Here is a 22573-nt window from a genome sequence, read left to right on the forward strand (position 1 = left end):
GGCGTTATTGCGCTGCGCAGGCGTGGCAGTTAATCGACCGCCTTGACCATGGCCTCGATCACCTTCTTGGCGTCGCCGAACACCATCATCGTGTTCGCCTGGTAGAACAGGTCGTTGTCCAGCCCCGCATAGCCGGAGGCCATCGAGCGCTTGTTGACGATGATGCTCTTGGCCTTGTACGCCTCCAGGATCGGCATGCCGGCGATCGGCGACTTGGGATCCTTGGCCGCCGGGTTGACCACGTCGTTCGCGCCCAGCACCAGCACCACGTCGGTCTGGCCGAATTCGCCGTTGATGTCCTCCATCTCGAACACCTGGTCGTACGGCACCTCGGCCTCGGCCAGCAGCACGTTCATGTGGCCCGGCATGCGCCCCGCGACCGGGTGGATCGCATACTTGACGATGACGCCCTTGTGGGTCAGCTTTTCGACCAGCTCCTTGAGCGAGTGCTGGGCGCGCGCCACCGCCAGGCCGTAGCCCGGCACGATGATCACGGTTTCGGCATTGCTCATGATGAAGGCCGCGTCGTCGGCGGAACCCGACTTGACCGGACGCTGTTCCTGCGCCGCGCCGCCGCCGGCAGCCGCCGCATCGCCGCCGAAGCCGCCCAGGATCACGTTGAAGAACGAGCGGTTCATGGCCTTGCACATGATGTACGACAGGATCGCGCCGGACGAACCGACCAGGGAACCGGCAATGATCAGCATCGAGTTATTCAGCGAGAAGCCGATGCCCGCCGCCGCCCAGCCGGAATAGCTGTTCAACATCGACACCACCACCGGCATGTCGGCCCCGCCGATCGGAATGATGATCAGCACGCCGAGCACGAAGGCCAGCGCCGCCATGATGATGAACGGCGTCCAGGCCGGCTCCACGCCGGGCGCGAAGCAGAACACCAGGCCGAGTGCGATGATGGCGATCGCGATCCCCAGGTTGAGCATGTGCTGGCCGGCGAAGCTGACCGGCGCGCCCTGGAACAGGCGGAACTTGTACTTGCCCGACAGCTTGCCGAAGGCGATCACGGAACCCGAAAAGGTCACCGCGCCGACAAAGGTGCCGATGAACAGTTCGAGGCGGTTCCCGAACGGCAGCGCCACGCCCTGCGTGGTGATCTGGAACACCCACGGTTCGGCCACCACGGCGACCGCGATGCAGACTGCGGCCAGGCCGATCAGCGAGTGCATCGCCGCGACCAGTTCCGGCATCTTGGTCATCTCGACTTTTTTGGCGGCAAACGCGCCGATGCCGCCACCGACCACGACGCCCAGCAGCACCAGCCCGAAGCCGAGGCCTCCGGTGCTCGCGGCCTGCGCCTGCAGCTTGAAGATCAGCGCCACGGTGGTGATGGTGGCAATGGCCATGCCGCTCATGCCGAAGGCGTTGCCGGTACGCGCGGTGGCCGGCGACGACAAGCCCTTGAGCGCCTGGATGAAGCACACCGACGCGATCAGGTAGAACATCGTCACCAGGTTCATGCTGATATAACTCATGCGTGGTCTCCCGCCTTGGCCGCCGGCGCCGCCTTGGGCTCCTTTTTGCGGAACATTTCGAGCATGCGCTGGGTGACCATGAAGCCGCCGAACACATTGACCGCCGCCAGCGCCACCGCCACCGTGCCGGCGACCTGGCCGACGATGCCGGTGGTCAGGCCGGCGGCCAGCATGGCGCCGACGATGATGATCGCCGAGATGGCGTTGGTGACCGCCATCAGCGGCGTGTGCAGCGCGGGTGTGACGGTCCAGACGACGTGGTAGCCGACGTAGATCGCCAGCACGAAGATGATGAGATTAATGATGGTGTGACTGACTTCCATGCTGCCTCCCTCTTGACGTTGATGTGACGGCGGGCCGCGGCCCGTCCCCCTTAGTTGCGTAAATTTTTTTGCGTAATTTTTTTTGCGTAATTTTTTTTACGTAAATTTTTTGCGTAAATTTTTGCTTTATCCCTGCGGCCCGGCGCCCTACTTGCGCAGCACCGTGCCGTCCGCGCACACCAGGGTGGCCTTGAGAATCTCGTCCTCGCGGTCGATCGTCAGCTGCTCGTCCTTGTCGATGATCAGCTTGAGGAAATCGAGCACATTGCGCGCATACAGGGCCGAGGCATCGGCCGCCACCAGGGTCGCCAGGTCCGGCTCGCCGATGATGTGCACGCCGTGCCTGGTGACCGTCTTGTTCAGTTCCGACAGCGGGCAGTTGCCGCCCTGCGACACCGCCAGGTCGACGATCACCGAGCCCGGCTTCATGGCCTTGACCGTCTCTTCCGAAATGAGCACCGGCGCGGCGCGGCCGGGAATCAGGGCGGTGGTGATGATGATGTCGGCCAGCTTGGCGCGTTCGTGCACCAGTTCGCCCTGGCGCCGCATCCAGTCGGCCGGCATAGGGCGCGCATAGCCGCCCGAGCCCTGGGCGATTTCCTTCTCTTCGTCGGTCAGGTAGGGCACGTCGATGAACTTGGCGCCGAGCGACTCGACCTGCTCCTTGACGGGCGGGCGCACGTCGGACGCTTCGATCACCGCGCCCAGGCGCTTGGCGGTGGCGATGGCCTGCAGGCCGGCCACGCCCACGCCCATGATCAGCACGCGCGCCGCTTTCACGGTGCCGGCCGCCGTCATCAGCATCGGCATGAAGCGCTGGTAAGTGTTCGCCGCCATCATCACGGCCTTGTAGCCGGCGATGTTGGCCTGCGAGGACAGCACGTCCATCGACTGCGCGCGCGTGATGCGCGGCACCGCTTCGAGCGCAAAGGCGCGCAGTCGGGCCCCGGCCATGGCGGCCAGGTTCTCGCTATCGAAGGGGTTGAGCATGCCGATCAGGACGGCGTCGGCTTTCATGAGGGGACGTTCCTCGGCGTTCGGGGCGCGTACCTTGAGCACCACGTCGCAGCCGAAGGCGTCGGCGGCGCTGCCGATGGTCGCGCCGGCGGCGGCGTAAGCCTCGTCGGTCACGGAGGCCATCACGCCGGCGCCCGCCTGGACTACCACCTGATGCTTGGCGGCGAGCTTCTTGACCGTCTCGGGAGTTGCAGCAACACGGGTTTCACCCGACCGCGTTTCGGCCGGTATGCCTATTCTCATGACGCCTCCATAGAATTAATAAACTGCTCACGATAGTACACGGAAACCTAAAAATAGCACGACCATCCGTTTTTTCTAGATGAAGTCCTCCAGATCCAAACCGGTTGCACTGCACACTGCGCAACATCCACGGTTTTCTTGTATCAGATCAATACCTTGTTGCCTGATTTAAGCTTGCGTTGCTGCCGGATCGGCAACCGATGCTGCATGAAGGTAAAATGGCGGCTCATTTTGAAGGACACGCATGCCGCATATCTGGAAACCCTCCGTTACCGTTGCCGCCATCATCGAGCGTGATGGCAAGTTCCTCCTGATTGAAGAAGAAACCAGCGAAGGCATCCGCCTGAACCAGCCGGCGGGCCACCTGGACCCGCTCGAAACGCTGGCCCAGGCGGTGGTGCGCGAAGTGCTGGAAGAGACGGCGCACGATTTCACGCCGCAGGCGCTGGTGGGCGTGTACATGTCGCGCTACACCTCCAAGCGGCGCGGCACCGACGTGACCTACCTGCGCTTCACCTTTTGCGGCGAGGCCGGCAAGGAGCACGACCAGCCGCTCGACGAAGGCATCATCCGCACCTTGTGGATGACGCGCGACGAAATGGCCGCCTGCCAGGAGCGCCACCGCAGCCCGCTGATGCTGCAGTGCGTGGACGACTACCTGGCCGGCCGCCGCATGCCTTTGGCCATGCTGCACACCCACGCCTCGGTGTTCGAGGGTGGATTAACTTAAGACGGATGTACTTGGACGGATGTAATACGATGAGCAACGCAGGGAAGAAGCAGAAAGTCGTGATCGGCATGTCGGGCGGAGTCGACTCCTCGGTCGCGGCGTGGATGCTCAAGGAACAGGGCTACGACGTGGTCGGCCTGTTCATGAAAAACTGGGAAGACGACGACGATTCCGAATACTGTTCGACGCGCCAGGACTGGATCGACGCGGCCAGCGTGGCCGACGTGGTGGGCGTGGACATCGAGGCGGTCAATTTCGCGGCCGAATACAAGGACCGCGTGTTCGCCGACTTCCTGCGCGAATACCAGGCCGGGCGCACCCCGAACCCGGATGTGCTGTGCAACGCCGAGATCAAATTCAAGGCCTTCCTCGACCACGCGATGCACCTGGGCGCGGACCTGATCGCCACCGGCCACTATGCGCGCGTGCGCCGCAACGGCGCCAGCTTCGAGCTGCTCAAGGCCTTCGACCACACCAAGGACCAGAGCTACTTCCTGCACCGCCTGAACCAGGCGCAGTTGTCGCGCACCCTGTTCCCGCTGGGCGAAATCCCGAAGACGGAAGTGCGCAAGATCGCCGAAAAGCTGGCCCTGCCGAACGCCGCCAAGAAGGATTCGACCGGCATCTGCTTCATCGGCGAGCGGCCGTTCCGCGATTTCCTGAACCGCTACCTGTCCTACAAGCCGGGACCGATGAAGACCGACGACGGCACCGTGGTGGGCGAGCATGTGGGACTGTCGTTCTACACGCTGGGCCAGCGCAAGGGCATCGGCGTGGGCGGCATGAAGAAGTACCGGAACGACGACGGATCGAGCGACGCCTGGTACGTGGCGCGCAAGGATATCGCCAGCAACACCCTGTACATCGTGCAGGGGCACGACCATCCGTGGCTGTTGTCGGGCGCCCTGCAGGCCGACCAGGCCAGCTGGGTGGCGGGCGCGCCGCCCGAGGCGCGCGCCATGTCGGCCAAGACGCGCTACCGCCAGGCCGACGTGCCGTGCGTGCTCACGCCCGACGGCATGGGCAACTTCGGCCTCGGTTTTACCGATCCGCAGTGGGCGGTGACGCCGGGGCAGTCGGCCGTGCTGTACGACGGCGACGTGTGCCTGGGCGGCGGGATCATCGCGGGATCGAGCGCGGGGTAATACGCCATTCCCGCCACCGCCTCCGTCGTTCCCGCGCAGGCGGGAACCCAAGTACGTACAGACGCCCTTGGCTGCGCTTGCAACTTGGGTTCCCGCCTTCGCGGGAACGACGGGGGGCGGGCGAACGGGAACGACGGGGGAGCGGGGACGACGGGGGGCGGGCGAACGGGAACGACGGGGGAGCGGGGACGATGGGCGAACGGGAACGACGGGCGAACGGGAACGACGGGAGACCCGGACCAACGAAGACAGTGGCCGAAGCGGCGCCCTGCGTCAGCCGGCCTTCTGTTTTTTAATCACCGCCAGCACCGTGTTCCTGATCGTATTGAGCACCGCGTCGGCCTTGAACGGCTTGACGATAAACCCCTGCACCCCGCGCGCCACCGCCGCCTGCACGGTCGGCGCGTCGAGCGTGCCGGAGACCATGAAGATCAGCGTCTTCGGATAATGCGCGCGGATCTGCTCGACGATCTCGGCGCCATCGTTCACCTGCTCCAGCGCCACGCAAATGAGCTGCGGGTGGTGCTTCTGCACCAGCAGATAGCCCTTCAGCCCCGTGTGCGTATCGCCGACCACGTTGTAGCCGCCATCGGTCAACACGCTGTTCAACAAGCCGCGCGAAATCGCATTTCCATCGACGATCACTGCTTTTAACATCGCGTCTTTTCCTTTTTGGTCAGAACGTTTCGAATGCCAGCATGTTCCAGGTCACGCCCAGGCGCACGTCGGTCTTGAGCTGCACCAGCTGGCGCGACAGATACAACATCTCGCGTTCGGCGCGCAGGCGCTCGCCGAGCGGGGTCTTGAGAATGCCGGCGCCGGCCATCACCGCGTCCAGGTTGCCGTAGGCGCCAAGCAGCTTGGCCGCCGTCTTCATGCCGACCTTGGACACGCCCGGCACGCCGTCCGTCACATCGCCCATCAGCGCCAGCAGGTCCACCAGCAGCTCGGGCGCCACGCCGAATTTCTTGCGCACCCAGGCGTCATCGTGCCACTCGCCCTTGAAATGGTCCCACACCAGCGCCCCTTGCGCAATCAGGCCGTGCAAGTCCTTGTCGGTGCTTGCCACAATCGCCTCGCCGCGCCCTTCGGCCAGCCAGCGCAGCACCCCGGTGCCGATCACGTCGTCGGCCTCGACCCCGGGCAGCATCAGCACGTGCAGGCCCTCCCCCGCCAGCTTCGCATGAAAGCCGGGCAGCGCGTCGCGCAGGAAGGAGGGCATCGGTGCGCACTGCTCGCGGTAGCGCGGATACAGTGCGTGGCGCCAGGTCGGGCCGCCGTAGTCGAAGGCGGCCAGCACGTGGGTCGGCGCGTGCGCGCCGAGCAGCTTGCGGAACGAGGACAGCGCGTGGCGCAGGGCGATATCGGCCTTGTCGGCGGAATCGGGTTCGGGACTGGCCTCGTACACGCGCCGTACGATATTGAGCCCGTCGATGGCCAGCAGCTTGCCCACGGCCTTACTTGAGCAGTTCGTACAGGCCGCCGCGTTCCAGCGCGCGCTGGTAGGCTGGTCGGGCGTGGATGCGGTTCAAAAAATCCATCAGCTTCGGATACTTGTCGCCCAGGCCGCCGCGCGAGGCGGCCGCCTCCAGCACGAAGCTGATCTGGATGTCGGCGCCGCTGAACTCCGGGCCGGCGAACCAGTTGGCCTTGGCCAGTTCGGCTTCGAGGTAGGCCAGGTGCTGCGCGATCTGCGGCAGGATGTAGGTCTGCTTGACCTTGTGCGCGATGCCGCGCGCGATCGGCCTGGCGAAGAACGGCATCGGGCTCGATTCGACCCGGTCGAACACCAGCTTCATCAGCAGCGGCGTCATGGCCGAGCCTTCGGCATAGTGCATGAAGTAGGTGTAGCGCAGCTTGTCCGGGGTGCCGGCGGCGGGCACGAATTTGCCGTTTCCATAACGTTCGAGCAGGTACTCGATGATGGCGCCCGATTCGGCCACCGTGTTCGCGCCGTCGCTGATGACGGGCGATTTGCCCAGCGGGTGCACGGCGCGCAGTTCGGGCGGCGCCAGCATGGTCTTGGCGTCGCGCTGGTACTTCCTGATCTCGTAGTCCAGTCCCAGTTCTTCCAGCAGCCACAAGATACGCTGGGAGCGCGAATTATTCAAATGGTGGACAATGATCATCGGGTTCTTTCGCCGGGGTGGAATCGGCGCTAGCTTAGCATTGTTAACGTTTATTGACCACGGAGTCCCCCATGCGCTTCGCCTCGCCGCGCTACCTGCCTTTCCTCGTTTCGCTGCTCGTCTTCGGCTGGTCGGCCATCCTCGCGTTCAGGGGCGACGGTCCCGGATGGTGGCTGGCCGTCATCAGCGGCGCCCTGGCGGCGCTCGGCATCGCCGACCTGGCCCAGAGCCGGCGCGCGCTGCGCCGCAATTATCCGATCCTGGCGCACTTCCGCTTTTTCTTCGAATCGATCCGTCCCGAGATCCGCCAGTACTTCCTGGAAGACGACACCGAGGCCAAGCCGTTCTCGCGCAACCAGCGCAGCATCGTCTACCAGCGCGCCAAGATGGAAACCGACAAGCGCCCCTTCGGCACCCAGCTCGATGTCTACGAAGCCGGCTACGAGTGGATCAACCATTCGATGGCGCCGGCGCCCGTGGGCGGCCCCGACTTCCGCATCGAGATCGGCAACCACCCGTCCTGCCCGCGCGCGCAGCCCTACCGCGCCAGCGTCTTCAACATCTCGGCGATGAGTTTCGGCTCGCTCTCGGCCAACGCCATCCTGGCCCTGAACGGCGGCGCGCGCCTGGGCGGCTTCATGCACGACACCGGCGAAGGCAGCATCAGCCGCTATCACCGCCAGCACGGCGGCGACCTGGTATGGGAAATCGGCTCCGGCTACTTCGGCTGCCGCGACGCCGACGGCGGCTTTTCGGAAGCGAACTTCGTGGCCAACGCCAGCGCCCCGCAGGTGAAGATGATCGAACTCAAACTGTCGCAGGGCGCCAAGCCGGGCCAGGGCGGCATCCTGCCGGGCGCCAAGGTGAGCATCGAAATCGCGGCCGCGCGCGGCGTCGCGGTGGGCGTCGATTGCCTGTCGCCGGCCAGCCATTCGGCGTTTACCACCCCGATCGGGATGCTGCACTTTATCGAGCGCCTGCGCACCCTCTCGGGCGGCAAGCCGACCGGCTTCAAGCTCGCCATCGGCCACCCGTGGGAATTCTTCGGCATCGTCAAGGCCATGCTGGCGACCGGCATCGTGCCGGACTTCATCGTGGTCGACGGCGGCGAAGGCGGCACCGGCGCCGCGCCGGTGGAATTCTCGGACCACGTCGGCACGCCCTTGCAGGAAGCGCTGGTGCTGGTGCATAACACCCTGGTCGGCGCGAACCTGCGCGAGAAGATCAAGATCGGCGCCTCGGGCAAGATCATCACCGCCTTCGACATCGCGCGCACCATCGCGCTCGGCGCCGACTGGTGCAATTCGGCGCGCGGCTTCATGTTCGCGCTCGGCTGCGTGCAGTCGCAGAGCTGCCACACCGACCGCTGTCCGACCGGCGTGGCGACCCAGGACGAGCAGCGCCAGAAGGCGCTCGACGTGCCCGACAAAACCGCGCGCGTGGCCAACTTCCATCTGAGTACAATGAAGGCCCTGGCCCACCTGATCGCCGCCGCCGGGCTGACCCATCCCGACCAGCTCAACCCGCACCACCTGGTGCGGCGCGTCTCGCCCAACCAGGTCAAGCAGGTCTCGACCCTGATCCCTTACCTGTCCGAAGGCGAGCTGCTGGACCCGGAACAGCTCGACCGCCTGCCGCCCGTGTTCGCGCTGTACTGGCCGATCGCCCAGGCCGACTCGTTCCAGCCGCTGTCCTAGCGTGCCGGCGCGGGGGCAGCGAGGATACACGGATTTGTCGGCGAAAAAAGCGCGGTTTGTCACAGCGGCAGGTAAATTTTTCTTTACCGCAAATGTCGCCCGATGCGGATTGCATACCCGTGTTTCGTTAGGTACTATCAAGCAATATTGTAAAAAATGATTTACATCGACGACAAGATCATCCTGGAGATAATGAATGCCGCGCCAACGCACCATCCGCCTGTCCGCCCTGTCCCTGCTCCTGCTGGCCGCCGCGCCGCTGGCCTGCGCCCAGACCGCGCCGATGACGCCCGACATCGCCGCCACGCCCTTCGAACAACCCGATAACGGCGCCGACTACGTCAAGCGCATCGTGATGATCCCGATGCGCGACGGCGTCAAGCTGCACACCGTGATCACGATTCCCAAGGGCGCCACGCGCGCGCCGATGATCCTCTCGCGCACGCCCTACAACGCGGCCAGGCGCAGCGAGCGCAATGTGAGCCCGCACATGGCGTCGATGCTGGCCGAAGGCGACGACGGCTACGTGGCCAACGGCTACATCCGGGTCTACCAGGATGTGCGCGGCAAGTACGGCTCGGAAGGCGACTACGTGATGACGCGCCCCCTGCGCGGCCCGCTCAACGACACCGCGGTCGACCATGCCACCGACGCCTGGGACACGATCGACTGGCTGGTCAAGAATATCGCGCAGAGCAACGGCAAGGTGGGCATGGTCGGTTCGTCCTACGAGGGCTTCACGGTGCTCATGGCGCTGGCCGACCCGCATCCGGCGCTCAAGGCCGCGGTGCCGATGAGCGCCATGGTGGACGGCTGGCGCGGCGACGACTGGTTCCACAACGGCGCCTTCCGCCTCAATAACCTGTCGTACATCGCCGGCCAGACCGCCGCGCGCGGCAGCGGCCCGGCGATCGCCACCGGCGTCTACGACGACTACGACTTCGCGCTGCGCGCCGGTTCCGCCTCCGACTACGCCAGGCGCTTCGGGATCGACAAGCTGACCTTCGCCAAAAAGATCTTCGAGCATCCGGCCTACGACAGCTACTGGCAGAACCAGGCGCTCGACCGCGTGCTCGGCGCGCGTCCGCTCAAGGTGCCGACCATGCACGTGGTGGGACGCTGGGACCAGGAAGACATCTACGGCCCCTACGCCGCCTACGCCGCCACCGAAAAGCGCGACACCGCCAACAGCATGAACCACCTGGTGGTCGGCCCGTGGCGCCACAGCGGCGTCAATTACGACGGCTCCAGCCTGGGCCCGATCCGCTTCACCGGCGACACCGCCGCCGAATTCCGGCGCGAGGTGATGCTGCCCTTCTTTAACCAGTACCTGCAGGACGGCGCCCCGAAGGCCGACACGCCGCCGGTGCTGTCGTACCGCACCGGCACCAACAAGTGGCAGCGCCTCGACAAGTGGCCGCTCGCCGAGGTACTGCGCCCCCTGTACCTGAAGGCCGGCGCGCGCCTGGACTTCGACAAGCCGGCCGCCGCCGCCAGTGCGGACCAGGCCGACGAGTTCGTATCCGACCCGGCCAAGCCGGTGCCCTTCATCCCGCGTCCGGTGCGCATGTTCGACGGCGCGGTCTGGAAGCCGTGGCTGGTCAGCGACCAGCGCTCCTTCTCGGACCGCCCGGACGTGCTGACCTATGTGTCGGACAGGCTCGAGGCGCCGCTGCAGATTTCTGGACAGGCGCTGGTCAAGCTGTTCGCCTCGACCAGCGGCAGCGACGCCGACTGGGTAGTGAAACTGATCGACGTCTACCCGGACGAAGTGGCTTCGCAGCCGGAACTGGGCGGCTACCAGCTGGGCATCGCGATGGATATTTTCCGGGGCCGCTACCGCACCGGCCTGGACAAGCCGACGGCGATCGTGCCGAACAAGGTGGAGCGCTACCACTTCGCCCTGCCGAACGCCGACCACGTGTTCCTCAAGGGGCACCGGATCATGGTGCAGGTGCAGTCGAGCTGGTTCCCCCTGTACGACCGCAATCCGCAGACCTTCGTGCCGAATATCTTCTTCGCCAGGCCGGGCGACTACCGCAAGGCCACGCACAAGGTGTTCCACGCCCCGGGCATGGAAAGCGCGGTCGAACTGCCGGTGGTGCCGGCGGCGCAGTAAACGCTTGCGCAGGAGCGCGGGCGCGCGCAGGCGCTTAAGGCTATTTGCGGTGCAGCGGGATCACGCGCGGCCCGCCCGCATCGAGCGGCGCCGCCGGCCCGTCCTCGCAGGTGCCGCAGCTGCTGCACCCGCTGCCGCAGCCGCTTGATGCCTTCTTCTTGCCGAACAGCCTGTCGCGCAGGCTTTTCGGCAGATACTTGGATGCCGCATACCAGGCGGCCACGCCGACGATCAGTGCAACGACCAGGTATTCCAGCATCTCAGGCTCCCATCGCGATGGCGACGCGGTAAGTGATGAACGAGGCGGTGTAGGCCAGCGCGAACATGTAGCCGGCCATGATGAAGGCGTAGCGCGCGCTGCCCGTTTCGCGCCGCACCACCGACAGGGTGGCGATGCACTGGGGCGCGAACACATACCAGGCCAGCAAGGAGAGCGCGGTCGGCATCGACCACGATTGCGAAATGATCGGCGCCAGGGTGGTGGCCAGCTCGTCGCCGGTCTGCGACAGCGCATACACGGTGCCGAGGGCGCCGACAGCCACTTCGCGCGCCGCCATGCCCGGCACCAGCGCGATGCAGATCTGCCAGCCGAAGCCGATCGGTTCGAACACCAGCGCCAGCGCGCGGCCCAGCATGCCGGCGATGCTGTAATAGATCGGCGGCTGGGTGGCGCCTTCCGGCGCCCCGGGGAAGCTCGACAGGAACCACAGCAGCACCATCAGCGCCAGGATCACGGTACCGACGCGCGCCAGGAAGATCTTGGCGCGTTCCCACAGGCCCATGGCCAGGTTGCGCAGGTGCGGCCAGTGGTAGCTCGGCAGTTCCAGCATCAGCGGCTGGTGCGTGTTGGCGCCCATGAAACGCTTGATCACCCAGGCCACGCCCATGGCGCTGAAGATGCCGGCGAAGTACAGGATGAACAGCACCAGGCCCTGCAGGTTGATCCAGCCGTCGGCCACGTCGCGGTTGGGGATGAAGGCGGCGATGATCAGCGCGTACACCGGCAGGCGCGCGGAACAGGTCATCAGCGGGGCGATCATGATCGTCACCAGCCTGTCGCGCGGATTCTGGATGGTGCGCGCGGCCATCACGCCCGGAATGGCGCAGGCAAAGCTCGACAGCAGCGGAATGAAGGCGCGTCCCGACAGGCCGACCCCGCCCATGACACGGTCGAGCAGGAAGGCGGCGCGCGGCAGGTAGCCGCAGTCTTCCAGCACCAGGATGAAGAAGAACAGGATCAGGATCTGCGGCAGGAACACCAGCACGCTGCCGACGCCGCCGAGGATGCCCTCGACCAGCAGGCTGCGCAGCACGCCCTCGCCCATCATGCCGCCGACCCAGGCGCCGACCGCCTCGACCCCGCCGCTGATCATTTCCATCGGCGTCGCCGCCCAGCTGAACACGGCCTGGAACACCAGGAACATCAATGCCGCCAGCAGGATCGGGCCGAGCACCGGATGCAGCACCACGTCGTCGATCTTTTCGGACAGGTTGCCGGTATCGCCGGCGAAGCTGACGCAGGCGTCCAGGATGCGGCGCACTTCGCGCTGGGTTTCCTCGACCGGCACGGCGTCGATGGCCGACAGCGGCGCGGCCTTGACGAGCGCGTCCTGCGGCATCAGGTCGAGCGCCTTGAGCAGGGCGACTTCGCCGCCGCTCTGCACGGCCACGGTTTCGACCACGGGCATGCCCAGTTCGCGCGCCAGCCTGGCGCTGTCGATCTTGATGCCGCGCTTGTTGGCCACGTCGACCATGTTCAGGGCCAGCACCATCGGCAGGCCGAGGCGGCGGATTTCGAGCACCAGGCGCAGGTTCAGGCGCAGGTTGGTGGCGTTGACCACGCAGACGATGGCGTCGGGCGCCTGCTCGCCGGCGCGCAGGCCGCCGACCACGTCGCGCGTGATGGCTTCGTCGGGCGTGGTGGCCGACAGGCTGTAGGCGCCCGGCAGGTCCAGCACTTTATAGGCGCGGCCCAGCGGCGAGGTGAAGCTGCCTTCCTTGCGCTCGATGGTCACGCCGGCGTAGTTGGCGACCTTCTGGCGCGCGCCGGTGAGGCGGTTGAACAAGGCGGTCTTGCCGCAATTCGGATTGCCCAACAGCGCAATGAGCGGCGTGCGCGTCACTGCCTGGACTGGTGTTTCTACTGCACCCATGTGTTTGCTTCCGTTGTTTCTGTTATTCCGGTTTGACCGAGACCAGCGACGCCTCGAAGCGGCGCAGCGCGAAGGTGGAGTCGCCCACCTTGACCGCCACCGGATCGCCGCCCGGCAGGCGCTTGAGCATGCGAATAGTCTCGCCCGGCACGAAGCCGAGTTCCATCAGGCGGCGCGCGACATCGACGCCGGCCCCCGCGTCCGCCGCACAGGGCGCAATGTGGATCACGGTGCCGCTCTGGCCGGGGACGAGGGCATCGAGCGTGATCAGGGTGGGGGCTAGAGTCATAGTGTCACTTCAATAAGATCAGTGGAATTCACGCTACATCGTGTTGGATACTAGCATCATAATCCTAAATGCGAACGATTTCTATTTGGAGTTGGGCCTTTTTTGGGTAAACCGCTTGCAATCGATCGCGACTTCCGACAAAATACAAATCTTAATGATAATGATTCTCATTAATGTGAAAGCGGCAAGATTGTCCGCTGAGCCGACTACAAGGAAGGTGCTTCGATGATCGTCTGTGTTTGCAATAACATTTCCGACCGCGAAATTCGTCAGGCGGTCGATCTCGGCCTGTCGTCGATGGCCGAGCTGCGCCGCGACCTGGGCGTGGGCACCTGCTGCGGCAAGTGCGCGAGCTGCGCCAGGCAGGTACTGAACGATCACCTCGACACCAAAACCATCCACGCCACCGAGTTGTCCTTCCGCTCGGCGCAGACAGCCTGAGTGTATTTATGAGCGCAATGACCTTTTCCACCGACCCCGGCATGGGCGATCCCGTTGCCGTGGTGGCGAAGCTGCGCGCCAAGTTCGGCCCCTTCGCCGCGGTGATCGCGATCCACGCCGTGCTGTTCTACCTGATTTCCAGCGGCCTGCTGCACCGCATGGCCGAAGTGGCGCTGCCGCAGGCGGTCATGGTCACCTTCGTGGCCCCGCCGCCGCCGCCGAAGCCGGCCGCCCCGGCCGCGCCGAAGGTGGTTTCCGTGGCCACGGTGCGTCCGCCGCCGCGCGTTGTCGTGCCGCCGACCCCGATCGTGCAGGTGCAGGTCCAGAATACGATTACCGCTTCGCCGCCGTCGGCGCCTGTCGCGAGCGAAGCGCCGGCCGCCCCGGTGGCCGTGGCCGCGCCGCCGGCGCCGCCGTCGACCGGGCCGAAAACGATCAGCTCGGGCGTGGAATACATCCAGGCGCCGCAGCCGGTGTACCCGACCATGTCCAAGCGCATGGGCGAACAGGGCAAGGTCGTGCTGCTCATCCTGGTCAACGAAAAAGGCATGCCCGACCAGGTCAAGGTGCAATCCTCGTCCGGTTCCACGCGCCTCGATGAAGCCGGCCGCCAGGCGGCCATGCGCGCGGTGTTCAAGCCGCACGTGGAAGACGGCCGCGCGGTGTCGGTGTATGTGATCGTCCCCCTGACCTTCCAGCTCGCCAGCTGATCGGTTTGGGAACAACAACATGGCCCCTGCGAGGGGCCTTTTTGGCGTGTGCCCCCCGTTTTTTTGCTATCATGGAGAAACTCTCCATCACTAAAGAAAGCCTCCCATGAAGGGCGACAAGAATGTCATCCGGCTGCTCAATGCGCAGCTGACCAACGAACTGTCCGCGATCAATCAGTATTTCCTGCATGCGCGCATGTACCGTCACTGGGGCCTGGAGAAGCTGGCCAAGAAGGAATACGAAGAATCGATCGGCGAGATGAAGCACGCCGACAAGCTGATCGACCGCATCCTGATGCTGGACGGCTTGCCGAACCTGCAAGCGCTGCACAAGCTGCTGATCGGCGAATCGACCCAGGAAATGATCGAATGCGACCTGAAACTGGAGCAAGCCGCGCACGCCACGGTCAAGGAAGGCATCGCCGCCGCCGAGCTGGCAGCCGACTACGTGACGCGCGACCTGTTCCTGCTGATCCTGGAAGACACCGAAGAACATATCGACTGGCTGGAAACCCAGCTCGACCTGATCGTCAAGGTCGGCATCCAGAACTACCTGCAGAGCCAGATGGGCGAGCACGCCTGATCAGTGTCCGAGGCGTTTGGCTTGCGCCTTTGTTGCCCCGTCACCGGGCTCCCTCATTCCCGCCCAGGCGGGAAGCGAAGGCATCTTTGCCGAGCGGCGGCGCCTTGGCCCCCGCCTGCGCGGGGGCGACGGTTTTCTGCGCGGAGGCGACGGTTTTCTGCGCGGGGGCGACGGTTTTCTGCGCGGAGGCGACGGTTTTCTGCGCGGGGGCGACGGTTTTTAAGGTAGCGATGCCGTCCGCTGCATCCCATCACCCGCTGCGCCAGCGCGCCACCCATTTGTCGTAGAAATTCAGGCTCCTCGGTATCGCACCGGGGATCGCGCACACCGCGCCGGCGAATTCGTTGGCGCGCGCCAGGGTCGTGCCCAGCGCCCAGCCGCGCGTGCGGCCCAGCAGGAAGATCGCCGAAAACGCGTCCCCGGCCCCCACCGAATCGATCACGAACGGCGGCGGCGGATTGTCCCGATGGACGATCACCTCCCCATCGGCGCCGAAGTACACCGAGCCGCGGTGACCCAGGGTCACGATCAGCGCTTCCAGCCCGAAGATCTGCACCAGCACCGCGCACGCCGCGCGCACTTCGTCGCCGTCGAGCGGCGGCTCGGACGGATGGATATCCACATACCACGCGAACAGCGACTCCAGCTCTTCCTCGTTGACCTTGACGATATCGGCCGCGTGCAGCGAGTGGAACACGCAGCGCTCGTCGAACTGGCCTTCGCGCAGGTTCAGGTCCAGATAGCGGGTGGCGTTGCTGGCGTCGAGCAGCGCGTACAGGGTGTCGCGCGAGCGCGGGCAGCGCTGCGCCAGCGTGCCGAAGTAAATCGCCGACGCCTCCACCGACTCCAGCGCGGCCAGCGCCTGTTCCGGATTGATGTAATCGTAGGCCTGGCCGGGCAGGATCACGAAGCGGTGGCCGCGCACATTGCGCTCGACCACCACGCGCCCGGTTTCTTCCATCTGGTCGAGCTGCAGGCCGGCCTCGGACATCGCGAAGCGCTCGAATTCGGCGCGCACGATGGTGCCGTTGCGGTCGTCGCCGATGCGGGTGATCGCCAGCTGCGGCGACATGAAGGCCGCCAGGTGGCGCGCCACGTTGAAGGGCGCCCCGCCCACCGCCTGCTCGCTCAAAAAATCGTCGACCAGCGCTTCGCCATACACCACCGTGGTCGTCATCGGCGCACCACCAGTTCGGCCGGCAGCTGCAGCGAGGCGGCCGGGCGCCCCTCGATCTGCGCCATCAGCGTCGCCACCAGCGCCTCGCCGGCGGCGCGCACCGGCTGGCGGATGGTGGACAGGGGCGGATGGAAATAGCTGGCCAGCGCGATATCGTCGTAGCCGACCACGCCGACATCGCGCGGCACCTCGCGTCCCAGGGTGCGCAGGGCGTTAATCGCGGTCATGGCCAGCAGGTCGCTGCAGGCGAACAGGCCGTCGTAGGCCGCGCCTCGGCGCGCCAGTTCGTGCACGGCATGCGCGCCGTCCTGCGCCTGGAACGAGGCCGGCACGCACAGCTGCGGATCGGGCGCCAGGCCCTGCGCGGCCAGCGCCTGGCAATAGCCGCGATAGCGCTCGGCCACCTCGGGCTGGGCGCTGTCGCCGATGAAGGCGATGCGGCGCCGGCCGGCCGCCAGCAGGTGGCCGGTGGCCAGCATGCCGCCGCTGGCGTTGTCGCCGCCGACGCTCACGTAGCGCTGCCCCGGCGCCTGCGCGCCCCACACCACCATCGGCACCTGGCGCGCCGCCAGCGCGTCGAGCTGCGCGTGGCCGCGCCATTCGCCGACCAGGATGATGCCCGCCACGCGCCCGGTATCGTAGGGCGTGGCGGCGGCGTCGAGCTGTTCGGCGTCGACGCGCGAGAGCAGCAGGTCGTAGCCGCGCGCGGTCAGCGCATCGGCCAGGCTGCCCAGCAGGCTGAGGAAAAACGGATCGGCCAGTTCATGGCGCGCGTCCGCGTCGTAGGGCACCACCACGCCCACCGTGCGGTTTTGCCGCAGGCGCAGGTTCTGGGCGCCGATGTTGATGCTGTAATTGAGGGAACTGGCCAGCGCCAGGATGCGCTCGCGCGTGTCGTCGCTGACCAGCGGGCTGCGGTTGAGCGCGCGCGAGACCGTGGCCTTGGACACGCCGGCCAGGCGCGCGATGTCGGCCATCTGCAGGCGCTTTTGCAGGGAGCTGCCCTGCGCGGGTAAGGGGTCCATCAAGCGTCCGCCGCCCCGCTCAGAAAGGCACGGTGTCTTTGAACGAGGGGCGCTCGGAGAGCTTGTCGAACAGCTTGGCCAGGTTGGGGTAGGCGCCGCGCCAGTCGATCTCGGGGAAGCGGAAGGCGATCCAGCCGAGCGCGCAGCCGAGCGCGACGTCGGCCAGGGTGTAGTGATTGCCCTTGCAGAAAGGCGACTCGCCCAGGTTGGCCGACATGACGGCCAGGCCGGCGTGCACCTTGCCCATCTGGCGTTCGATCCAGGCGGCGCTCTGCTGCGCTTCCGGGCGCAGGGTTTTTTCAAGGCGCACCAGCACGGCCGCATCGAGCACGCCGTCGGCCAGCGCTTCCCAGACCTTGACGTCGGAGCGGTCGCGCCCGTTCGGCGGGAGCAGCTTGCAGACCGGCGTGAGGGTGTCGAGGTACTCGACGATGACGCGCGAATCGTACATCGGGCTGCCGTCTTCCATGATCAGGCAGGGCACCTTGCCCAGCGGATTGGACAGATGAATCTTCGTTTCGGCCGTCCAGACGTTCTCGAGTTCGAGATCGTAGTCGAGCTTTTTCTCGGCCATGACGACACGAACCTTGCGGACAAACGGACTGGCGGTGGAACCGATGAGTTTCATAGATGCTTCAGGTGGAGGATTGGCAGACAGTATAGCATCGCGCCCGGGCCGCGATGGCCTCGAAACCGGCCGCTTGCGCATGCCAGCAACACCGGCTTGACAAGGCGGCCGGGTGGTAAAATATCGGTCTTTGCTGCAATGCACACGACTCCCCTACTCCTCCATAAGCGCCCTCGCCCATGACCTCTACCGCTCCCTATTCCACGCTGTCGGCCCTGTCCCCGCTGGACGGCCGCTACGCCGCCAAGACCGACAAACTGCGTCCGATCCTGTCCGAAGCCGGCTTCATGCACCACCGCGTCAAGGTGGAAATTTCCTGGCTGCAAGCGCTGTCGCAAGCCGGCTTTGCCGAAATCAAGCCCTTCTCGCCCGAGGCCACCGCCCTGCTCGACAAGATGGCCAGCGATTTCACGGAAGCCGACGCGGCGCGCATCAAGGCCATCGAAGCGGTCACCAACCACGACGTCAAGGCGGTCGAGTACTGGCTCAAGGAACAGGTCAAGGATGTGCCGGAACTGGTCGCGGCGACCGAGTTCATCCACTTTGCCTGCACCTCGGAAGACATCAACAACACCTCGCACGGCATGATGCTCAAAGCGGCGCGCGACGGCGTGATGCTGCCGGCGCTGCAGGGCCTGGTCGCCAAGCTGACCCAGATCGCGCATGCGAATGCCGCGCTGCCGATGCTCTCGCGCACGCACGGCCAGACGGCCAGCCCGACCACCCTGGGCAAGGAAATGGCGAACGTCGTCGCGCGCCTGCAACGCGCGATCAAGCGCATTGCCGACGTGGAAATCATGGGCAAGATGAACGGCGCGGTCGGCAACTACAACGCCCACCTGTCGGCCTATCCCGATTTTGACTGGGAAACGTTCTCGAAGAACGTGATCGAGCAGCGCCTCGGCCTGACCTTCAATCCTTACACCATCCAGATCGAGCCGCACGACTACATGGCCGAGCTGTTCGACGCCATCGCGCGCACCAACACCATCCTGCTGGACCTGAACCGCGATATCTGGACCTACATTTCGCTCGGCTACTTCAAGCAGACCACCAAGGCGGGCGAAATCGGTTCCTCGACCATGCCGCACAAGGTCAACCCGATCGACTTCGAAAATTCCGAAGGCAACCTGGGCCTGGCCAATGCGGTGCTCAAGCACATGGCGGAAAAGCTGCCGGTCTCGCGCATGCAGCGCGACCTGACCGACTCGACCGTGCTGCGCAATATCGGCGTCGGCTTCGGTTACGCCCTGCTGGCCTACGACAGCTGCCTGCGCGGCCTGAACAAGCTGGAAGTCAATGCCGTGCGCCTGGAGCAGGACCTGGACGCGAACTGGGAAGTGCTGGCCGAGCCGGTGCAGACCGTGATGCGCCGCTACGGCATCGACAACCCGTACGAGCAGCTCAAGGAATTGACGCGCGGCAAGGGCATTTCGAAAGACGCGCTGCGCGAATTCGTGCTGACCCTGGCGATTCCGCAGGAAGCCAAGGACTTGCTGCTGGCAATGACGCCGTCGAACTACATCGGCATCGCGGCCAAGCTGGCCAGGGCGATCTAAGCGCTTCACTGCGCCATGCGATGGAAACGGGCCTGCGGGCCCGTTTTACATTCGCTTACGACTGATACGGCTTTCGATCTAGGTTGGGCAGCTTCCCTACGTTAATCTTTTACCCAAGATCAAACGAACAGGAGCACTACCATGGAACAGGTCAACAACACCCTCTCGCGTATTCACCCATTGATGGCGGCAGCGGCGGTGTCGGTCATCGCGGTCAGCGTCGCCGGCACGGCGGCCATCACCGGCCTGCTTCCGAGCTCCAAGGCCGACAACAGCCTGGCGGCGGCGCCGCAGGCACTGGCGGCACCGGCCGCGCCTCAGGCGCTGGCGGCCCAGCCGGCGCCGACGGCGCAGCAGCTGGCCGACGCGCAAATGCTGGTCGCAAAGTATTCGCCGCAAGCCGTACAGCCCGCGCCGGAACCGGTCTACCAGAAGCCGGTCGTGAAGAAAGTGGTGCACCGCGCGCCGCAGCACACCCGCGTGGCGCAGCAGGCGCCGAGCTACCGCGCCCAGCCGGCGCAGCAAGCCAGCGGACCTAACTATGTAGGCATCGGCACCGGCGCCATCATCGGCGGCCTGATCGGCAACCAGATCGGTGGCGGTAACGGCAAGAAGATCGCCACCGTGGCCGGCGTGATCGGCGGCGGCATGCTGGGTAACGAAATCGCCAACCGCAACAAGTAAGCGCCTCAATTCGCTTCAACTAAGCGATCCAGCAACTTGTGCAGCATGTTGCTGGTCGCTCTGTTCAGCCGGGCGCCGTAGTGATGGTGTTCCAGCAGCAATGCACGCCAGGTCGACAGGAATGCCGCGTCCAGCGCCAGCTCCGGCTTCGACGCGGCCCACTGCGCCTCGCAGGCGGCAATCTTCCCTTGCACCGCCCGCCGCTCGCGCCAGCAGGCCTCGCACAGCACCCGCCGCACATCGATGTGCGTCTTCTTCACCTCGTAGACGAACTTTTGCTCGGCCGCGCTGAACAGAGCCTCCTTGCGGCAGGCGTGGCAACGGTAAGCCTGGTCCGTGTAGTGCGTGCGAAACGAGGCCGCCACCGAACCCTGGCTTTTCTCCGACCACTGGCGCGGATCGGCAAGCGCGGTGGCCGGCGGCGGCAAACCTCGTTTCTTCTTCAATGCATCCACACCAGCTTGACGGCGATCTCGCGCGGAATCTCCGAACGCGTGGCCAGCGGGCCGTACTCGGCATGCGCGCCATTCAGGTTGTGTCCGGACACCGACAACTCCAGGTTGCGCCGCAGGCGCCAGCCGGCACGCGCGTCCAGCGCGGTGTAGCCCGGCACCTTGTCGCTGTCGAGCCGCGCCACCTTGCGCCAAGCCAGTTCGAGCTCCTTGTCGGCGGACAAGGCGAAAGTGGAGCGCAGCTGCGCCGTGTGCGACGGGTCGCGTGCGCTGGTGCGCGGCGCCGCCGCATCGTTGCTGCCCGGCTTGAGGGCAAAGCGCTGGTGCAGCGCCATCGCTCCCAGGTTCAGGCGCCACCAGGGCGTGGCCTGGTAGCTGCCCCACAGTTCGATGCCGCTCGACTTGCCTTCCATCTTGCTGTCGAAGGTCAGGAAGCTGCCGCCCGGATCGACTTCCTGGGTGCGCAAATGGTCGTAGCGGTTATGGAACACCGTGGCCGAGTACGACAGCCCCGCCAGCGGCTGGCCGCGATAACCGAGTTCGAACACCTTGGCCACTTCGGCGCGCACCTGCGGACCGCCGCGCAGCAGATACGGAGGCTTGCCGGGAATGAAGGTATCGGCATCGAGCCGCGACGGCGCGCGCACCGTGCGCGACACGCCGCTCCACACGGCATGCCGCGGCGCCAGCTGCCACGCCACGCGCATGCTGGGCAAGAACTCCGCGCCGGTGTAGTCGTTATGCTCGACGCGCGCGCCCAGGATCAGGCGCACCTGCTCGCGCAGGGCCAGCTCGTGCTGCGCGAACACGCTGGCCCAGTCCTGCTGGACCTTGGCCGGCAGGAAAGCGACAGTGGGGCTGTTGGTCACCGCATCCCAGGTATGGCGCACATTCGCACCCCACACCAGTTGCCCGATGCCGGTCGCGGGCAGGCTGTGCTGGAATTGCAGGTCGGCCACCTGGATGCGCTCGGCGTAGGTCGGCGGCACCTCGCGCTCGCTGTGGTCGATGTAGCCTTGCAGCATCAGGCTGCCGCCCCCCGCCAGCGCATGGGTCCAGCGCGCCGTCAGGCTGGCGCCGGAGGAGCGCACCGTGCCCAGGTCGAGCTTGCCGCCGGTGGTAATCGCTCCGGGCTCAGGCTGGTCCAGCGCGCCCCGGTAGGCATTCGCGTGCACGCTGAACAGGTCGGCGCCGCTGCCCCAGTCGCGCCGCATGCCGGCCTGCCACTGGTGGCGCGCATCGGCCACCGGCGCGCCGCTGGCCAGTTCGGTATGGCGCTCGTCGAGATAGCTGGCCTGCAGGCGCCAGTCGCCCGTGCCCTGGCGCAGCGCCACATGCTGGCCGCGCTCGCCGGCGCGCAGCGCCGCCAGGCTGCCCTGGGTGGCGCCGGCGGCGCGCGTGCTGATGTTGATGACGCCGTTGACGGCATTGACGCCCCACAAGGTGCCGCCGGGGCCGCTGATGACTTCGATGCGCTCGATGTCTTCGAGCATGACTTGCTGGGCATCCCAGGTCACCCCGGAAAAGAAAGGCGAATACACCGAGCGCCCGTCTATCAGCACCAGCAACTTGTTGGGCACCGTGTTACGGCTGCTGTTGAAGCCGCGCGCGCTGATGGCGTAGCTGTAGCGGCTGCTCTGCGCCACCTGCAGGTTGGGCGCCAGGCGCAGCAGCTCGGGCAGGGTCGCGGCGCCGGAGCGGCGGATATCGTCGGCGGTGATCACGAACACGGAAGCGGCGGCGGCGCCCAGGCGTTCGGGCTTTTTCGACACCGAGGTGACCTGGATGTTCGCCAGTTCCTCGATCGACATATCGGCCATGGCGTCGGCCGCCGCCGGCGATAGCTGGGCGGCCGCCGGCCAGGCCGGCAGCAGCAAGGGCGCGACGACGGCGGCGTGCCTTGCGGCGCGCAAAAAAGTGATCTCCATGGCATTCCAGCGACAAGTCTGTTTCCGGCCCGATGAATGAATAGGTCCGAG

General features: G+C 65.8%; 23 protein-coding genes. 9 read left to right on the forward strand and 14 right to left on the reverse strand.

Features of this window, described 5'->3' with window-relative positions; all coding sequences use genetic code 11:
- Positions 1-29 precede the first annotated feature (29 nt).
- The 3 genes from EJB06_RS10075 to EJB06_RS10085 form a co-directional block, all read right to left on the reverse strand.
- Entirely contained in the window at positions 30-1490 is a 1461-nt protein-coding gene (locus tag EJB06_RS10075; protein ID WP_126073863.1) for an NAD(P)(+) transhydrogenase (Re/Si-specific) subunit beta, read from the reverse strand.
- A complete protein-coding gene (locus tag EJB06_RS10080) occupies positions 1487-1813 on the reverse strand; it encodes a proton-translocating transhydrogenase family protein (RefSeq protein WP_126073864.1) in 327 nt (108 codons plus the stop codon). The genes EJB06_RS10075 and EJB06_RS10080 overlap by 4 nt, the downstream gene beginning before the upstream one ends.
- 147 nt (positions 1814-1960) lie before the next feature.
- Complete coding sequence (locus EJB06_RS10085; RefSeq protein ID WP_126073865.1) at positions 1961-3073, reverse strand: Re/Si-specific NAD(P)(+) transhydrogenase subunit alpha; 1113 nt, start codon at positions 3071-3073, stop codon at positions 1961-1963.
- A 244-nt stretch (positions 3074-3317) separates the two neighbouring features.
- Between EJB06_RS10085 and EJB06_RS10090 the strand changes: the two genes are divergently transcribed.
- Together EJB06_RS10090 and mnmA are read left to right on the forward strand one after the other, a co-directional pair.
- Positions 3318-3803: an NUDIX hydrolase gene (locus EJB06_RS10090; protein WP_126073866.1), complete on the forward strand. Its 486-nt coding sequence runs from the start codon at positions 3318-3320 to the stop codon at positions 3801-3803.
- A 29-nt stretch (positions 3804-3832) separates the two neighbouring features.
- The gene (mnmA, locus tag EJB06_RS10095; protein WP_126073867.1) at positions 3833-4948 is read left to right on the forward strand and encodes a tRNA 2-thiouridine(34) synthase MnmA; all 1116 of its coding nucleotides are present in this window, start codon (positions 3833-3835) and stop codon (positions 4946-4948) included.
- A gap of 273 nt (positions 4949-5221) precedes the next feature.
- Here the strand turns inward: mnmA and EJB06_RS10100 are convergent, their stop codons facing one another.
- Genes EJB06_RS10100 through EJB06_RS10110 form a run of 3 tightly spaced genes read right to left on the reverse strand, consistent with a single transcriptional unit; the run spans position 5222 to position 7077 of the window.
- Positions 5222-5605: an ANTAR domain-containing response regulator gene (locus EJB06_RS10100; RefSeq protein ID WP_126073868.1), complete on the reverse strand. Its 384-nt coding sequence runs from the start codon at positions 5603-5605 to the stop codon at positions 5222-5224.
- 19 nt (positions 5606-5624) lie between these two features.
- Complete coding sequence (locus EJB06_RS10105; protein ID WP_126073869.1) at positions 5625-6401, reverse strand: 5'-3' exonuclease; 777 nt, start codon at positions 6399-6401, stop codon at positions 5625-5627.
- A gap of 4 nt (positions 6402-6405) precedes the next feature.
- Positions 6406-7077, reverse strand: coding sequence for a glutathione S-transferase family protein (locus EJB06_RS10110; protein WP_126073870.1), 672 nt, complete (start codon positions 7075-7077; stop codon positions 6406-6408).
- A 71-nt stretch (positions 7078-7148) separates the two neighbouring features.
- On the opposite strand from EJB06_RS10110, the gene EJB06_RS10115 reads away from it, so the two are divergent.
- Entirely contained in the window at positions 7149-8774 is a 1626-nt protein-coding gene (locus tag EJB06_RS10115; protein ID WP_126073871.1) for an FMN-binding glutamate synthase family protein, read from the forward strand.
- Positions 8775-8970: 196 nt separating this feature from the next.
- The gene (locus EJB06_RS10120; RefSeq protein ID WP_126073872.1) at positions 8971-10893 is read left to right on the forward strand and encodes a CocE/NonD family hydrolase; all 1923 of its coding nucleotides are present in this window, start codon (positions 8971-8973) and stop codon (positions 10891-10893) included.
- A 40-nt stretch (positions 10894-10933) separates the two neighbouring features.
- Here EJB06_RS10120 and EJB06_RS10125 read toward each other — a convergent pair whose 3' ends face one another.
- Genes EJB06_RS10125 through EJB06_RS10135 form a run of 3 tightly spaced genes read right to left on the reverse strand, consistent with a single transcriptional unit; the run spans position 10934 to position 13335 of the window.
- Positions 10934-11152 carry a hypothetical protein gene (locus EJB06_RS10125; RefSeq protein ID WP_198420800.1) on the reverse strand — a complete coding sequence of 73 codons (219 nt, stop codon included), beginning with the start codon at positions 11150-11152 and terminating at the stop codon, positions 10934-10936.
- Position 11153: 1 nt separating this feature from the next.
- The gene (gene feoB, locus EJB06_RS10130) at positions 11154-13046 is read right to left on the reverse strand and encodes a ferrous iron transporter B (protein ID WP_126073873.1); all 1893 of its coding nucleotides are present in this window, start codon (positions 13044-13046) and stop codon (positions 11154-11156) included.
- A gap of 22 nt (positions 13047-13068) precedes the next feature.
- Positions 13069-13335: a FeoA family protein gene (locus EJB06_RS10135; protein ID WP_126073874.1), complete on the reverse strand. Its 267-nt coding sequence runs from the start codon at positions 13333-13335 to the stop codon at positions 13069-13071.
- Positions 13336-13560: 225 nt separating this feature from the next.
- Between EJB06_RS10135 and EJB06_RS10140 the strand changes: the two genes are divergently transcribed.
- From EJB06_RS10140 to bfr, 3 genes are all read left to right on the forward strand, one after another.
- Positions 13561-13776, forward strand: a complete 216-nt coding sequence (locus EJB06_RS10140; protein ID WP_126073875.1) for a (2Fe-2S)-binding protein — start codon at positions 13561-13563, stop codon at positions 13774-13776.
- A gap of 8 nt (positions 13777-13784) precedes the next feature.
- Entirely contained in the window at positions 13785-14486 is a 702-nt protein-coding gene (locus EJB06_RS10145; protein WP_126073876.1) for an energy transducer TonB, read from the forward strand.
- 106 nt (positions 14487-14592) lie between these two features.
- Positions 14593-15069: a bacterioferritin gene (gene bfr, locus EJB06_RS10150; RefSeq protein ID WP_126073877.1), complete on the forward strand. Its 477-nt coding sequence runs from the start codon at positions 14593-14595 to the stop codon at positions 15067-15069.
- A gap of 250 nt (positions 15070-15319) precedes the next feature.
- Here bfr and EJB06_RS10155 read toward each other — a convergent pair whose 3' ends face one another.
- The 3 genes from EJB06_RS10155 to EJB06_RS10165 are packed head-to-tail and all read right to left on the reverse strand — an operon-like array spanning position 15320 to position 17899.
- Positions 15320-16246 carry a PfkB family carbohydrate kinase gene (locus EJB06_RS10155; RefSeq protein ID WP_126073878.1) on the reverse strand — a complete coding sequence of 309 codons (927 nt, stop codon included), beginning with the start codon at positions 16244-16246 and terminating at the stop codon, positions 15320-15322.
- The gene (locus tag EJB06_RS10160; RefSeq protein WP_229427001.1) at positions 16243-17271 is read right to left on the reverse strand and encodes a LacI family DNA-binding transcriptional regulator; all 1029 of its coding nucleotides are present in this window, start codon (positions 17269-17271) and stop codon (positions 16243-16245) included. The genes EJB06_RS10155 and EJB06_RS10160 overlap by 4 nt, the downstream gene beginning before the upstream one ends.
- Before the next feature lie 19 nt (positions 17272-17290).
- Positions 17291-17899, reverse strand: coding sequence for a glutathione S-transferase family protein (locus EJB06_RS10165; protein ID WP_126073879.1), 609 nt, complete (start codon positions 17897-17899; stop codon positions 17291-17293).
- Between the two features lie 179 nt (positions 17900-18078).
- On the opposite strand from EJB06_RS10165, the gene purB reads away from it, so the two are divergent.
- Both purB and EJB06_RS10175 read left to right on the forward strand, forming a co-directional pair.
- A complete protein-coding gene (gene purB, locus EJB06_RS10170; RefSeq protein ID WP_126073880.1) occupies positions 18079-19458 on the forward strand; it encodes an adenylosuccinate lyase in 1380 nt (459 codons plus the stop codon).
- 141 nt (positions 19459-19599) lie between these two features.
- Positions 19600-20142 carry a glycine zipper 2TM domain-containing protein gene (locus EJB06_RS10175; RefSeq protein ID WP_126073881.1) on the forward strand — a complete coding sequence of 181 codons (543 nt, stop codon included), beginning with the start codon at positions 19600-19602 and terminating at the stop codon, positions 20140-20142.
- Positions 20143-20147: 5 nt separating this feature from the next.
- Here the strand turns inward: EJB06_RS10175 and EJB06_RS10180 are convergent, their stop codons facing one another.
- On the reverse strand, positions 20148-20588 hold the full coding sequence (locus EJB06_RS10180) for a zinc-ribbon domain containing protein (RefSeq protein ID WP_164557885.1): 441 nt from the start codon (positions 20586-20588) through the stop codon (positions 20148-20150).
- A complete protein-coding gene (locus tag EJB06_RS10185) occupies positions 20585-22522 on the reverse strand; it encodes a TOL_0244 family TonB-dependent receptor (protein ID WP_126073883.1) in 1938 nt (645 codons plus the stop codon). Before EJB06_RS10185 ends, EJB06_RS10180 begins: the two co-directional genes overlap by 4 nt.
- Positions 22523-22573 lie beyond the last annotated feature (51 nt).

The organism is Massilia atriviolacea (assembly GCF_003953935.1).
Classification (GTDB): domain Bacteria; phylum Pseudomonadota; class Gammaproteobacteria; order Burkholderiales; family Burkholderiaceae_D; genus Telluria_A; species Telluria_A atriviolacea.